14 protein-coding genes are annotated in these 11,984 nt (G+C 71.0%); 8 read left to right on the top strand and 6 right to left on the bottom strand.

Translation table 11 applies throughout. The annotated features are described in order from the left end of the window. Positions 1 to 3 precede the first annotated feature (3 nt). Positions 4 to 567 (bottom strand): DUF4232 domain-containing protein, encoded by a 564-nt coding sequence (locus ACIBEI_RS24225; RefSeq protein WP_398892115.1) that lies wholly within the window; start codon positions 565 to 567, stop codon positions 4 to 6. A 190-nt stretch (positions 568 to 757) separates the two neighbouring features. Between ACIBEI_RS24225 and ACIBEI_RS24220 the strand changes: the two genes are divergently transcribed. Next, positions 758 to 2,977, top strand: coding sequence for an FUSC family protein (locus tag ACIBEI_RS24220; protein ID WP_398892113.1), 2,220 nt, complete (start codon positions 758 to 760; stop codon positions 2,975 to 2,977). A 111-nt stretch (positions 2,978 to 3,088) separates the two neighbouring features. Here ACIBEI_RS24220 and ACIBEI_RS24215 read toward each other — a convergent pair whose 3' ends face one another. From ACIBEI_RS24215 to rpmB, 3 genes are all read right to left on the bottom strand, one after another. Then, complete coding sequence (locus tag ACIBEI_RS24215) at positions 3,089 to 3,616, bottom strand: hypothetical protein (RefSeq protein WP_398892111.1); 528 nt, start codon at positions 3,614 to 3,616, stop codon at positions 3,089 to 3,091. A gap of 183 nt (positions 3,617 to 3,799) precedes the next feature. Next, positions 3,800 to 4,105 carry a 30S ribosomal protein S14 gene (rpsN, locus tag ACIBEI_RS24210; RefSeq protein WP_398892109.1) on the bottom strand — a complete coding sequence of 102 codons (306 nt, stop codon included), beginning with the start codon at positions 4,103 to 4,105 and terminating at the stop codon, positions 3,800 to 3,802. Further along, entirely contained in the window at positions 4,105 to 4,341 is a 237-nt protein-coding gene (gene rpmB / locus ACIBEI_RS24205) for a 50S ribosomal protein L28 (protein WP_398892107.1), read from the bottom strand. Before rpmB ends, rpsN begins: the two co-directional genes overlap by 1 nt. Positions 4,342 to 4,406: 65 nt before the next feature. Between rpmB and rpmG the strand changes: the two genes are divergently transcribed. The 5 genes from rpmG (at position 4,407) to ACIBEI_RS24180 (ending at position 6,985) form a co-directional block, all read left to right on the top strand. Continuing rightward, complete coding sequence (gene rpmG, locus ACIBEI_RS24200) at positions 4,407 to 4,571, top strand: 50S ribosomal protein L33 (RefSeq protein WP_055610751.1); 165 nt, start codon at positions 4,407 to 4,409, stop codon at positions 4,569 to 4,571. Positions 4,572 to 4,576: 5 nt separating this feature from the next. Next, on the top strand, positions 4,577 to 4,900 hold the full coding sequence (locus ACIBEI_RS24195; protein ID WP_398892105.1) for a type B 50S ribosomal protein L31: 324 nt from the start codon (positions 4,577 to 4,579) through the stop codon (positions 4,898 to 4,900). Continuing rightward, complete coding sequence (locus ACIBEI_RS24190) at positions 4,900 to 6,162, top strand: GTP-binding protein (RefSeq protein ID WP_398892103.1); 1,263 nt, start codon at positions 4,900 to 4,902, stop codon at positions 6,160 to 6,162. The genes ACIBEI_RS24195 and ACIBEI_RS24190 overlap by 1 nt, the downstream gene beginning before the upstream one ends. Positions 6,163 to 6,164: 2 nt before the next feature. Beyond that, positions 6,165 to 6,395, top strand: a complete 231-nt coding sequence (gene rpsR / locus ACIBEI_RS24185; RefSeq protein WP_189843181.1) for a 30S ribosomal protein S18 — start codon at positions 6,165 to 6,167, stop codon at positions 6,393 to 6,395. Between the two features lie 371 nt (positions 6,396 to 6,766). Beyond that, on the top strand, positions 6,767 to 6,985 hold the full coding sequence (locus ACIBEI_RS24180) for a DUF397 domain-containing protein (RefSeq protein WP_398892414.1): 219 nt from the start codon (positions 6,767 to 6,769) through the stop codon (positions 6,983 to 6,985). A 132-nt stretch (positions 6,986 to 7,117) separates the two neighbouring features. On the opposite strand, the gene ACIBEI_RS24175 is transcribed toward ACIBEI_RS24180, so the two are convergent. Then, complete coding sequence (locus tag ACIBEI_RS24175) at positions 7,118 to 7,594, bottom strand: ATP-binding protein (protein ID WP_398892101.1); 477 nt, start codon at positions 7,592 to 7,594, stop codon at positions 7,118 to 7,120. A 365-nt stretch (positions 7,595 to 7,959) separates the two neighbouring features. Between ACIBEI_RS24175 and ACIBEI_RS24170 the strand changes: the two genes are divergently transcribed. Both ACIBEI_RS24170 and ACIBEI_RS24165 read left to right on the top strand, forming a co-directional pair. After that, a complete protein-coding gene (locus tag ACIBEI_RS24170) occupies positions 7,960 to 8,784 on the top strand; it encodes a helix-turn-helix domain-containing protein (protein ID WP_398892412.1) in 825 nt (274 codons plus the stop codon). 106 nt (positions 8,785 to 8,890) lie between these two features. Beyond that, positions 8,891 to 10,351, top strand: a complete 1,461-nt coding sequence (locus ACIBEI_RS24165) for an aldehyde dehydrogenase family protein (protein ID WP_398892099.1) — start codon at positions 8,891 to 8,893, stop codon at positions 10,349 to 10,351. Positions 10,352 to 10,451: 100 nt separating this feature from the next. Here ACIBEI_RS24165 and ACIBEI_RS24160 read toward each other — a convergent pair whose 3' ends face one another. Then, the gene (locus ACIBEI_RS24160) at positions 10,452 to 11,684 is read right to left on the bottom strand and encodes an FAD-dependent oxidoreductase (protein WP_398892097.1); all 1,233 of its coding nucleotides are present in this window, start codon (positions 11,682 to 11,684) and stop codon (positions 10,452 to 10,454) included. Positions 11,685 to 11,984 lie beyond the last annotated feature (300 nt).

The raw sequence follows: 11,984 nt of genomic DNA, 5'->3' as shown, positions 1-11,984 counted from the left end.
GGCTCAGTCGCCGGCGCGCTGGAGCGGGCCCACCGAGGCGTCCGGCTCGCTCTCGCTCACCAGCGCGACCTCGCCGTACTTCCAGGGGAAGGAGAGGTCGGTGCCCTCGCCGGGCAGGCCGAACTTCACGGTCGTCACGGCGGCACCCTTCGTCGCGTCGCCCGCGGGCCCCCGTACGTACGTGATCGTGAAGGCGGTGGTCTCGTCCGGCTTGAGGGTCAGCTTCTCCGGCTTCGCGGACTCCTCCGGGGTGAGGGACCAGGTGGTGCCGCCCGCGTCCAGGTCGACGCGGGGGAAGCCCTCCAGGGTGCAGTCGCCGCCGGAACGGTTGGTGAGGGTGACGGAGACGCTCCCGGTGTCGCCGGCGGCCGGGGCCTCACTCGCGGCGACCTCCTGCCCGACCTGGTCCGCCTTGCACGCGGTGGAGCGGGCGGCGGATGCCGAACTGTCGGCCTTCTTGGTCCCCTTGTTCCCCTTGTCACCGCTGCCCTCGTCGTCGCAGGCGGTCAGGGCGAGGGCCGCCACGAGGGCGGTGAGTACGGAGACGGCTATCGGTCGGGCGCGCATGGCTTACCTCTGACTTCCGGGACCTGCTTCTGGGTCCGGCTTGCGGGGACTTCCGGTGCGTGGCGGTGCCCGTAGATCATCCGTCATCGGTCACTGTCACTGTCACTGTCACTGTCACCGTCATCGGTATCGGTCACCGTCACCGGTATCGGTCACCGGTATCAGTCATCCCGCGGCGTACGCTGGCGCGGTGAGCTGGCGACGGGCGCTGAAGGACACCGCGCGCTCCGGCATCGCTGTTGAGAAGAAGCGGCTCGAACCGCTCATCGCGGTGCGCGGAGCGGCAGGACTCGCGATCGTCATCGCGCTCAGCCTGTGGCTCTTCGGCCCGGCGGCCGCCGCGAGTTCGGCCTTCGGCGCGTTCCAGGCGGCGATCGCGACCTTCCAGCGAAGCTGGCGCCCCCGCCCCGAACTGGCCATCGCCTCCGGTACGAGCCTCGCCGTGTCCACGTTCCTCGGCTACCTCACCATCTCCAAGGAGCCGCTCTTCCTCGCGCTGCTCGTGGTGTGGACCTTCGCCGCCGGGATGAGCTGGGCCGCGGGCCCGACCATCGGCCTGATCGCCTCCTCGAACGTGGCGATCATGCTGGTGACGGTCACCCTGCCGACCTCCGTGGCCCAGGCGGCGGGCCACGCCGCGATGATGATCGTGGGCGGCCTGGTGCAGGCCGCGCTGATCATCCTCTTCCCCGTACGACGCTGGGGTGCCCACCGCGACGCGCTCGCCGACGCCCTGGCCGCCGAGGCCGACTACGCGCGCCGGCTGCGCCACGAGCCGGTCGCGTCCTTCGACCCGCAGCCCCTGATGGAGGCGCGCAACGCGGCCGCCGTCACCCCGCGCCAGGCCCGCCGCCGCCCCGCCGAACTCCACGGCGCGCGAGGCATCGCCGAACGCATCCGCCCGGTCCTCGCCTCCCTCGCCGACCCCGCGATGGGCGTCCCGGCCGAGGGCCCCGCCCGCGACCGTGTCCGCGAACTCCTCGCCTCCGCCGCCGCCCTCCTCGACGCCGCCGCCCACGCCATCCGCCACGGCGAGCCCGTCGCCGCCCCACCCGCGGCCCTCGCCACCTTCCGCACCCCGGACACCGGCAGCATCCTCACCGGAGCCCCCTACCGAGCGATGACCCGTCTCAACACCCTCCTCCAGGACGTGGTGGAAACGGCAGGCGGCACCCCACAGGAGGACACCCCACAGGAGGACACCCCGCAGGAAGGCGCCCCAAAGGGGCGCGGGGAACTGCGCGACCAGCCACAACAGACCCGCACCCGCCCGGAAACAGCCCCCCACCACCCCCTGAGGCGCCGCCCCACATTCCTCGCCCTCATCCCCAAAGCCCTCAAAGCCATGCGCACCGAACTCCACCGCGGCTCCCCCATCACCCGCCACGCCACCCGCGTGTCCGCGGTGGCCGCCACCGGCTACATCCTCGGTACCCTGCTCCCCCTCGGCCACGGCTACTGGGCCCCGCTGACCTCGGTCATGGTCATGCGCCCGGACTTCTCCCAGACCTACAGCCGGGCCGTGGCCCGCCTGGCCGGCACGGTCATCGGCGTGGCCGTGGCCACAGGCGTCGTACAGGCGGCGACCCCCGGCACCCTCCAGTCCGGCACACTCGCCGTGGCGAGCGCCGCCCTCATGTACCTCCTCATGCGCACGGGCCAGTTCGCGACCCAGGCCTGCATCGCCGCGTATGTCGTGTTCCTGCTCGGCATGGGCGGCGAGGAGTGGACCCAGACCGTGCCCGAACGCGTCCTGCTCACCCTCCTCGGCGGATTCCTCGCGATGCTGGCGTACGCCGTCTACCCGGCCTGGGAGACCCCGCGCCTGCGCACCCGCCTCGCGGACTGGCTGGCCGCGCAGGGCCCGTACGTGGCAGCCGTCTTCGGCTCCTACGCGGACCCGTCCGCGAGCAACGCCCCGGACGTCCGCGGGTCCCTGCTCACCGCCCGCACCGCCCGCGCGGCCTGGCACGCGGCGGTGGCCCGCGCCACCGCCGAACCGGTCCGCCACCGTGGCCTCTCCCGCACCGCGGCCGACGACGCCGAGGACGCGCTCGCCCAGCTGGGCCGCGTGGCCATGCTCCTGGAGGCCCACCTCCCGGAACGCGGCGCGACCCCCGTACCGCCCGCCGCCCGCTTCGCCGACGCCCTGCGCGAGTCCACCCACAAGGGCGCGAAGGCCATCCGCGAGCGCCGGGTGCCCACCTGGGACGCGGTACGCGAGGCCCTGGACGCCTGGGAGACCGAGGACACCGACCAGGTCGTACGCAACACCGCGACCCTCGTCCTCGACACCCTCACCGAACTCTCCGAGGCCCTCGACACGGCCGTACCACCCATGACGCTTGACGGAACCGCCCCCGAAAACCCGGACGGGCCGCGAAACCCGAAGGATTCCGCGACCCGCTGACGTATGCCGAGGTGACGTGTGCCGACGTGACGTGAACCGTCGTGACGTGAGGCGACGCGAGGTGAACCCGCGCCATGCGAACCGGCCCTCTAGAACCGCGGACCCGGCCCTTCAGGAGCCCAGACTCGCCGTGGGCAGCCCGGTCGGGAGTGTCCCGCCCTCCGCCTTCGTATACGTTTCCTCGCCGAAGCCCTCCCACGTGACCTTCAGGGTCGTGGAGCCGACCGAGTCGACCGTGCCCTCGGCCCGGTCCTTGTTCCCGTCGGAGCACTTCAGCTTGATCATGCGCATGCCCGAGGTCTCACCGGCCGTGCCGCTGCACACGGACCCGCCCGTCGAGAACAGCCCGGCCTCCTCGCCGGTGACCACCAGTGCCACGGCCTTGCCGCCCTTGGTGGCCAGCCAGCTGCCCTCCAGCGCCCCGACCTTGCCCGTGCTCCCGCCGGAACCGCCGGAACCGCCCGTACCGCCGCCGGTGTCGGCCGACGCGGTCGGTGCCGAGCCGGTGGAGGAGGGGGAGTCGTCGCTCCCGCCACCGTCGTCGCTGCTGCAACCGGTCGTCAGGACGAGCGCGGCCGCCAGCCCCGCCGCCGCGGCCGTGATCCGCGCCTGCCCGCGCGAGATGGTCGCCGAAGTCACTGAAGCCCCCAAGGGTCTGGCCGGACGAGTCGCCGGTACCCGCCGGGTACCGCCGGTGGCGCCGATGCAACCGGGAACGACCGCCAGCAAGCTACCAGGCCCCTCTTCCGGCACACCGGGAAGCACGCCCGCCCGACATCGGGGGAGCGCCGACCCCTCCGCCGGAGTCCGCTACCGGGTCCGCTACCAGGAGGACTTCCGGACCCCCGGCAGGAACCCCTTGTGCGCCTGGTCCCGCAGGTTCACCCGCGAGAGCCCGAACGTCCGCAGGTAGCCGCGCGGCCGCCCGTCCACACTGTCCCGGTTGCGTACGCGCGTGGCGCTCGCGTCACGCGGCTGCCGCTCCAACTCGCGCCGGGCGGCGGCCCGTTCGGCGTCCGTCGAGGACGGCCTGCGGACGATCTCCTTCAGCTCGGCCCGCCGCCGGGCGTACCGGGCGACGATCTCCCGCCGCTTCTCGTTCTTCGCGATCTTGCTCTTCTTGGCCATCAGACCCTCACCCCACGGGCCCGGATCCGGGCCACGGCGGCCTCGACACCGATGACGTCGACCGTCCTGATGCCCTTCGTGCTCAGCCTCAGCCGTACGTACCGGCCCTCGCCCGGCAGCCAGTAGCGCTTGCTCTGGATGTTGGGGTCGAAGCGGCGTGACGTGCGCCGGTGCGAGTGGGAGATGGAGTTGCCGAAGCGTGGCTGGGCCCCGGTCAGCATGCAGTGCGCGGACATATGAGTGACGCACCTCTCTGTTTTCTCGTTATCGATAATGGGATCCGTTTTCATATACTAGCCACATGGCACGCAACGAACTCCGTCCGGTCGTCAAGCTCCGGTCCACGGCCGGGACCGGCTACACGTACGTCACCCGCAAGAACCGCCGTAACGACCCCGACCGGATGACCCTGCGCAAGTACGACCCCGTCGCCGGCCGGCACGTCGACTTCCGAGAGGAGCGCTGAGCCTCATGCGCGAGGAGATCCATCCGGCGTACGGTCCCGTCGTCTTCCGGGACCGGGCCGCGAACCACGCCTTCCTGACCCGCTCGACCCTCGTCGCCGGGGGGAGCGGGAAGACGATCGAGTGGGAGGACGGCAACACCTACCCGGTCGTCGACGTCGAGATCTCGAACGTGAGCCACCCCTTCTACACGGGGACGGCCCGCGTCATGGACACGGCCGGCCGTGTGGAGCGCTTCGAGCGCCGGTTCGGCAGCCGCGACGGCCGGCGTACCGGCGAGCGCGACGGCCGGCCCGGCGACCAGCGCGACGACCGGCGCGAGGAGCGGTGATGCTGTCCGTCGCCATCGTGGGCGGGCTGCACGCCGATGCCCGACGGGCGGCCGTGGACCGGCTGCTCGCCGAGGTGCCCGGGTCGGTCGCGCTCCACCACGACCTGGCAACGGCCGTACAGGGCACGGTGGTTCGTACGGTTCGCGACCGCACCGGGATCGTCTCCGCCGGTGAGGCGCCCCTCGTCAACGACTGCGCGTGCTGCGCCCTGCGCGAGGACCTGGTCCCCGAGCTGGAGCGGCTCGCGGCGGACGGGCTGACCCGGCTCGCGGTCGTCGAGCTCTGGGACTCGGTCGAACCGAAGGCGATGGCGGAGGTCGTGGCGAGCGCGGATCTCCGCCTGACCGGCGTCATCACGGCGGTGGACCCCGCCCTGGTGCTGCCCTACCTCGGCAACGGCGACGACCTCGCTGACGTGGGCCTCGCCGCAGCCGCCACCGACCAGCGCACGATCGCCGACACCTTCGCCCGCCAACTGGAGTACGCGCCCGTCCTGGCCCTCGCCACCTCGGAGGACGCCGACGACGAGGACCGCGCCCTCCTGGCCCAGCTCCACCCGACTGCCCGCCAAGTCCCGATAGGTGACGGTGACTTGTCGGGCCGAGGGAGCGGCGACCGGGAGTCGTGGTTCGAGAGGCGACCGGCCGAGGGACCCGGCTCCTCGGACCAGGCGGGACTCGTCTCGGCGGACTCGGCGGACTCGGCGGACCCGGAGCCCGGGCGGCACCCGCTCGCGGAGGCCGCGTTCGGCGGTTTCGACGTGGAGGCGGCCGCCGCAGCCCAACATCCGGCCTGCGCGCTGCTGCCGGCCGAGGCCGACGAGTGCGGGGTCTCCACGCTCGTCTGGCACCGGCGACGGCCGTTCCACCCGGAGCGGCTGTATGCCGCGCTGGAGGATCTGTGCTGCGCGGCGGCGCGCAGCCGGGGGCGGTTCTGGCTCGCGGACCGGCCCGACACGCTGCTGCACTGGGACGCCGCGGGAGGTGCCCTGTGTGTGGAGAACGCCGGGCCCTGGCTGGCCTCCCTGCCCGACGCGGCCTGGGAGCTGGTGCCTCCGGTACGCCGTGCCGCGGCCGCGCTCGACTGGCACCCGGAGCACGGCGACTGCTGCCAGCACCTCGTCTTCACGTCACCGGGCCTGGACCGCGACGGACTCGAACTGCTCCTGGAGTCCTGCCTGTTGACGGACGCGGAGTACGCCGCCGGCCGCACCGCCTGGAAACAGCTCCCGCCCGCCTTCGACTCCCTCCTGGAGGTCTGACCATGCCCCGCAAGCCCGACCGCAAGCCGGCGCCCCGCCCCAATCCGCTGGGCACGGCGAAGATCACGTACATCGACTACAAGGACACGGATCTGCTGCGGAGGTTCATCTCCGACCGGGGCAAGATCCGCAGCCGTCGGGTCACGCGTGTGAGCGCCCAGCAACAGCGGCTGCTGGCCCGGGCGATCAAGAACGCCCGGGAGATGGCTTTGCTTCCGTACTCTTCGCGATAGCGCTCCGCGGGGAGCTGAGTACTTCGACTGCGGGTCGGCTGTGGCTGGTCGCGCAGTTCCTCGCGCCCCTGGCGGGGCGGGGGTTGCGGCCCGTTCCACCCATTCAATCCGTGGGTGGGGCGGGCCGTTTCGGAACACAAAGGGGCCGGTACGCGTCTCTTGTCCATGTGGGGGCAGGCGTTGGAACGATTCGGCCCGCGAGACCGTCAAACGTGTAACCGCAGGACCACCCCCCGTGCACGTGCATCTGCTCATGCAACTGCATGTGAAGAGCGGCTATGATCCGGGCAGTTGACCAACACTGCCTCACTGGCAACAGACGCCAATGCACCACCGGGGAGCGACCTGTGGACCACGACGTGTACAACGGCATGGCTGCCACGGAGCTGCGCGGAGCGGCCTGGCAGAAGAGCAGGCACAGCAACTCGCAGGGCTCGTGCGTGGAGTTCGCCCGGCTGCCGGGCGGCGAGGTGGCGGTGCGCAACTCGCGCTTCCCGGACGGCCCGGCCCTCATCTACACGCCCGCCGAGATCGAGGCCATGCTCCTGGGCATCAAGGACGGCGAGTTCGACCACCTGATCGCGGGCTGACGGCGGGCAGGCAGGTCGGCCGGTCCGGGCAGGCGGCCGGTACGGGCAACTCGCCCTATTCAGGGGTGTTCACGGACCGTAGGCGGTCGGTAACGCGCGTAGAACCGCGGCGCGAAAAAGCGCCGCGGTTCCTCATGCCGGAGGACCCAGCCGGAACAGTGCCCAGACGACCTTGCCGTTGAGCGTGCCGGCGAGCGGGTGCCAGCCCCAGCCGTCGGCGAACGAGTCGACCAGGAACAGCCCGCGGCCCGACTCCGCCGAGAAGTCCTCGGAGTCGCCCGCGACCGGGCTGTCGTGACTGGGGTCGCGCACCGCGCACACGAGTCTCTCGGTCCACCGCATCAGATGCAGCCGCACGGGAGCGCCATGGTCGCCGGGGCGTGGAGTGTCCGCGGGCAGGGCGTGCCGCAGCGCGTTGGTGACGAGTTCCGAGACCACCAGGCAGACGTCGTCGAAGCGGTTGCCGATGTCCCACTGGTCCAGCGTGCGGCGGGTGAACTGCCGCGCGTCGCGCACCGCTTCGTAGCGGGGCGGCAGGGCGCAGGAGGCGGCGTTGGACACGGACGCGGGGTCCAGTGGCGGAAGCCCCTGCCGTAACGGCTCGAGCATGGTCGATCCATTCGTCCCCATGCGAGGCACTCCCGGGGTTCGCGGTCGTTGCGATGCAGCGGTGGCGCGACACCATCGTTCCGAATGCGTTCGGCAGATGCAAGGGCAGATGCACGTGCACGCGCCCGAATTGGACCTTCCCATACCGCTTCTTGGTCATTTTTTCCGTGACCTTCTTGCCTCTTTTTCGTGTCTGGCTTGTCTTCACCTTGCCGATTCCTGTGTGTCCCCGCTGAAACCTTGCCGTTTCTGTAATCGAACGAGTACTGCTTGGAGTGAATTAGTGGCAGACTGCGGCCCTTGAAGACGGGTTGGGGAGGCGGACGAACGTGAGCGCGCAGGAGTCGGGATCGGTGGTACGGCGCATGCTGCTGGGCTCGCATCTGAGGCGGCTGCGCGAGTCGCGCGGCATCACGAGGGAAAAGGCCGGCTACTCGATCCGCGCCTCCGAATCGAAGATCAGCCGTATGGAGTTGGGCCGGGTGAGCTTCAAGACGAGAGACGTCGAGGATCTGCTGACGCTCTACGGGATCGCCGACGAGGCCGAGCGCACCTCCCTGCTCTCCCTCGCCAAGGAGGCCAACGTCGCGGGCTGGTGGCACAGTTACTCGGACGTCCTGCCCAGCTGGTTCCCGACGTACGTCGGTCTGGAGGGCGCCGCCTCCCTGATCCGCTCGTACGAGGTCCAGTTCGTGCACGGTCTGCTGCAGACCGAGGCGTACGCGCACGCGGTCGTGGCGCGGGGCATGAAGGGCGCGAGCGAGGCGGACATCGAGCGGCGCGTGGCGCTGCGCCTGGAGCGCCAGAAGTACCTGGTGTCGGAGAACGCCCCGGACTTCCACGTCGTACTCGACGAGGCCGCCCTGCGACGCCCGTACGGCGACCGGGAGGTGATGCGGGGTCAGCTCCAGCACCTCATCGACATCTCCCAGCGTCCCAACGTGCGGCTGCAGGTCATGCCGTTCAGCTTCGGCGGGCACGCGGGTGAGAGCGGGGCCTTCACGGTGCTCAGCTTCCCCGAGTCCGACCTGTCCGACGTCGTGTACCTGGAGCAGCTCACCAGTGCGCTGTATCTGGACAAGCGCGAGGACGTCACCCAGTACGAGAAGGCGATGAAGGAACTCCAGCAGGACAGCCCCGGTCCCGACGAGAGCCGCGACTTGCTCAGGGGTCTGCTGCAACTCTCCTGAAGTCCGCCCTCCAACTCCCTTGAGACACCAGTACGATGACGTGTGATCAGACCGTGAAGATGATCGATCGGGTGTCTGCTGCGGCAGCAAGGGATTGAGGGATCACATGTCGTCCTACTTCACCGACCTGGCTCAGCAGTACATCGACGGCGAGTGGCGTCCCGGTACCGGCTCCTGGGACATCATCGACTTCAACCCGTACGACGGTGAGAAGCTCGCGTCGATCACGATAGCCACGGTCGAAGAGGTGGATCAGGCCTACCGGGCCGCCGCCCGCGCCCAGAAGGAATGGGCCGCGACGAACCCGTACGCGCGTCGTGCCGTGTTCGAGAAGGCCCTGCGGATCATCGAGGAGCGCGAGCAGGAGATCGCCGAGGTGATCATCGCGGAGCTGGGCGGCACGCATCTGAAGGCCGGCTTCGAACTGCACCTCGCCAAGGAGTTCCTGCGCGAGTCGATCAACCTGGCGCTGCGGCCCGAGGGCAGGATCATCCCCTCGCCGGTCGACGGCAAGGAGAACCGCCTCTACCTCGTCCCGGTCGGCGTCGTCGGTGTGATCAGCCCCTTCAACTTCCCGTTCCTGCTGTCGCTGAAGTCCGTCGCGCCCGCCCTGGCCCTCGGCAACGGCGTGGTCCTCAAGCCGCACCAGAACACCCCGATCGTGGGCGGTTCCCTGGTCGCGAAGATCTTCGAGGACGCGGGCCTGCCGGCCGGTCTGCTGAACGTCGTGATCACCGATATAGCGGAGATAGGCGACGCCTTCATCGAGCACCCCATACCGAAGGTCATCTCCTTCACCGGCTCCGACAAGGTCGGCCGCCACGTCGCCACGGTCTGCGCCGCGAACTTCAAGCGCTCCGTCCTCGAACTCGGCGGCAACAGCGCGCTGGTGGTCCTGGACGACGCGGACATCGACTACGCCGTGGACGCCGCGGTCTTCAGCCGGTACGTGCACCAGGGCCAGGTCTGCATGGCCGCGAACCGCGTCCTCGTGGACCGCTCGATCGAGGCCGAGTTCACCGAGAAGTTCGTCGCCAAGGTGAAGACCCTCAAGGTCGGCGACCCGAGCGACCCGCAGACCGTCATCGGCCCGCTCATCAACTCCTCGCAGGCGGACGCCGTTTCGGGCGTCGTGGACCAGGCGATCGCCGAGGGCGCCACCGCCCTCGTGCACGGCACCGCCACCGACAACCTCGTCGAGCCGTCCGTCCTGACCGGCCTGCCGGCCGACTCGGACATCCTCCGCCAGGAGATCTTCGGCCCCGTGGTGCTCCTCGTCCCGTTCGAGGGCGAGGAGGAGGCCGTGCGGATCGTCAACGACACCCCGTACGGGCTGAGCGGCGCCGTGCACACCGCCGACGTCGAGCGCGGTGTCTCCTTCGCCCGGCAGATCGACACGGGCATGTTCCACGTGAACGACGGCACCGTGCACGACGAGCCGCTGGTCGACTTCGGCGGCGAGAAGTCCTCGGGCGTCGGCCGGCTGAACGGCGAGTCGACGGTCGGCGCCTTCACCACCCAGAAGTGGATCTCGGTGCAGCACGGGCGCAGCTTCTTCCCGTTCTGACCTGCCAACTCCTTTACGGGGCGCCCCTGCCGGCTTCGGCTGGGGCGCCCCGTCCCGCGTTCCGGAGATACGGGGCGTGCAGGGCGCGCGCGGTGTGGCTTCAGCGGCGGCTGAGCAGATACGCGTCCGGCCCGTACGCGGCGGCGATGTCCTGCGCCGGGATGCCGAGCATCGTGGAGAACGCCGTCACGACCGGCAGATGGGCCGCGCCGGGCTCGTCGCCGGTGATGAGGTCCCCGACCGCGTCGCGGAGTACGAGGCTGCGGCGCAGCTGGTCGACGGCCAGCCTGGCCGTCTGCGCGGTGCCCGGCTCCTGACGGCTCAGCAGGCGGTAGAGCGCCATCGCCACCCGCCCGGTCGCCGCTCCCGCTCCCGCGTGCTCCCGGGCGTACGCCTCGGCCGAGCCGTGCGCGGCGAGGCTCAGGGCGTCCTGAATGCCGAGGGTCGTGCCGGCCGCGAGGATCGGGTGGATGTGCCCGACCGCGTCGCCGACCAGCGCGAGCCGGCCCTGGCCGTAGTGCACGCGGGGGCGAAATCCGGTCGCGGACCACGTCAGCCGGCCCGCCGCCAGGGCATCGGCCAGCGGCCGCCGCAGCACCTCCGGCATCAGCGGCACGAAATGACGGTGCAGATACGCGTGCAGCGCGGGCGGTCGCGGATGGGTCGGGGGTACGTCGAGGACCACCCGGATCGCGTCGGGAGCGATGGAGTAGATGGCCACACCGTGCCCGGGCAGCTCGCTCGCGACCTGGAACGACTCGTAGACCGGCAGCCCGGGGCCTTCGAGCACGACACCGGCCGAGTGCGACACGACGGTCTGCGGGGTGTGCCCGAACAGCGCGCGCCGGACGCCGGAGGAGCGGCCGTCCGCCGCCACCACGAGATCGGCGCCAAGCCGCGTCTCCTGCCCGTCGCGGGTCAGTCGGACCGTGCCGTCCGGTGTGGCCGCGGTGACACGGGAGCAGGTCAGCACCTCCACCCCGGGCCGTTCCACGACACTGTCCCGCAGCGCGTCCACCAGCTCCGCGTGGGGCATGGACACGGCCCGCATGCCCCGCCGGTACGGCACCACGACCGGCCCGTGCCCCTCGTCGGCCAGGTGCATGCTGACGCCCGTACCCCGGACGTGGCCGCCCTCCGGAAGCACCAGGCCCCAGCGCAGCAGCACGTCCGCCGCGGTCGGATGCAGCCATTCCACGGCGAACGGCGAGGCGGGCCCCCGCTCCATGCGCTCGACCACCACGACCCGGGCACCGCGGTCGGCCAACGCGTGCGCGGCGGCGCAGCCGACCGGGCCGGCCCCCACGACGATCGCGTCCACGGAATCGCTCATGCCTGGCTCACATCCCGGGCTGGCGCCCTGTGTTGACGGTGCGTCACTGTTCGTGACCGATCGCCTACGGAACCTAACCCATGTCCGTTCTCCGCCCCGGCGGCGTACCACGATCGGGCGAGAAGGTCGCCGTGCCCGCGCGGCGCGTCGACGGGACCGGTAGGAAGGGGGCACCGTCGGGTGGCGCACCAGGCCGTTCCGAGGGCCGTGCGGGGTCGTTGAGAGAGTGCCGCACCAGGCCGGTCCGTGGGCCGTTCCGGGGCCGACGGCGACCGCTTTTCCGACCTATCGCCAGGCGTG

This window comes from Streptomyces sp. NPDC050988 (assembly GCF_044456225.1).
GTDB lineage: Bacteria > Actinomycetota > Actinomycetes > Streptomycetales > Streptomycetaceae > Streptomyces.
Note: the sequence above shows the minus strand (reverse complement) of the source record. Positions and strands in the feature narration are given on the sequence as shown.

Coding starts and splice junctions, on each gene's coding strand:
- ACIBEI_RS24175 (WP_398892101.1), bottom strand. CDS start 7,594: ATGCTCGAGCCGTTACGGCAGGGGCTTCCGCCACTGGACCCCGCGTCC.
- rpmG (WP_055610751.1), top strand. CDS start 4,407: ATGGCACGCAACGAACTCCGTCCGGTCGTCAAGCTCCGGTCCACGGCC.
- rpsR (WP_189843181.1), top strand. CDS start 6,165: ATGCCCCGCAAGCCCGACCGCAAGCCGGCGCCCCGCCCCAATCCGCTG.
- ACIBEI_RS24190 (WP_398892103.1), top strand. CDS start 4,900: ATGCTGTCCGTCGCCATCGTGGGCGGGCTGCACGCCGATGCCCGACGG.
- ACIBEI_RS24170 (WP_398892412.1), top strand. CDS start 7,960: ATGCTGCTGGGCTCGCATCTGAGGCGGCTGCGCGAGTCGCGCGGCATC.
- ACIBEI_RS24195 (WP_398892105.1), top strand. CDS start 4,577: ATGCGCGAGGAGATCCATCCGGCGTACGGTCCCGTCGTCTTCCGGGAC.
- ACIBEI_RS24165 (WP_398892099.1), top strand. CDS start 8,891: ATGTCGTCCTACTTCACCGACCTGGCTCAGCAGTACATCGACGGCGAG.
- ACIBEI_RS24225 (WP_398892115.1), bottom strand. CDS start 567: ATGCGCGCCCGACCGATAGCCGTCTCCGTACTCACCGCCCTCGTGGCG.
- rpmB (WP_398892107.1), bottom strand. CDS start 4,341: ATGTCCGCGCACTGCATGCTGACCGGGGCCCAGCCACGCTTCGGCAAC.
- rpsN (WP_398892109.1), bottom strand. CDS start 4,105: ATGGCCAAGAAGAGCAAGATCGCGAAGAACGAGAAGCGGCGGGAGATC.
- ACIBEI_RS24180 (WP_398892414.1), top strand. CDS start 6,767: ATGGCTGCCACGGAGCTGCGCGGAGCGGCCTGGCAGAAGAGCAGGCAC.
- ACIBEI_RS24160 (WP_398892097.1), bottom strand. CDS start 11,684: ATGAGCGATTCCGTGGACGCGATCGTCGTGGGGGCCGGCCCGGTCGGC.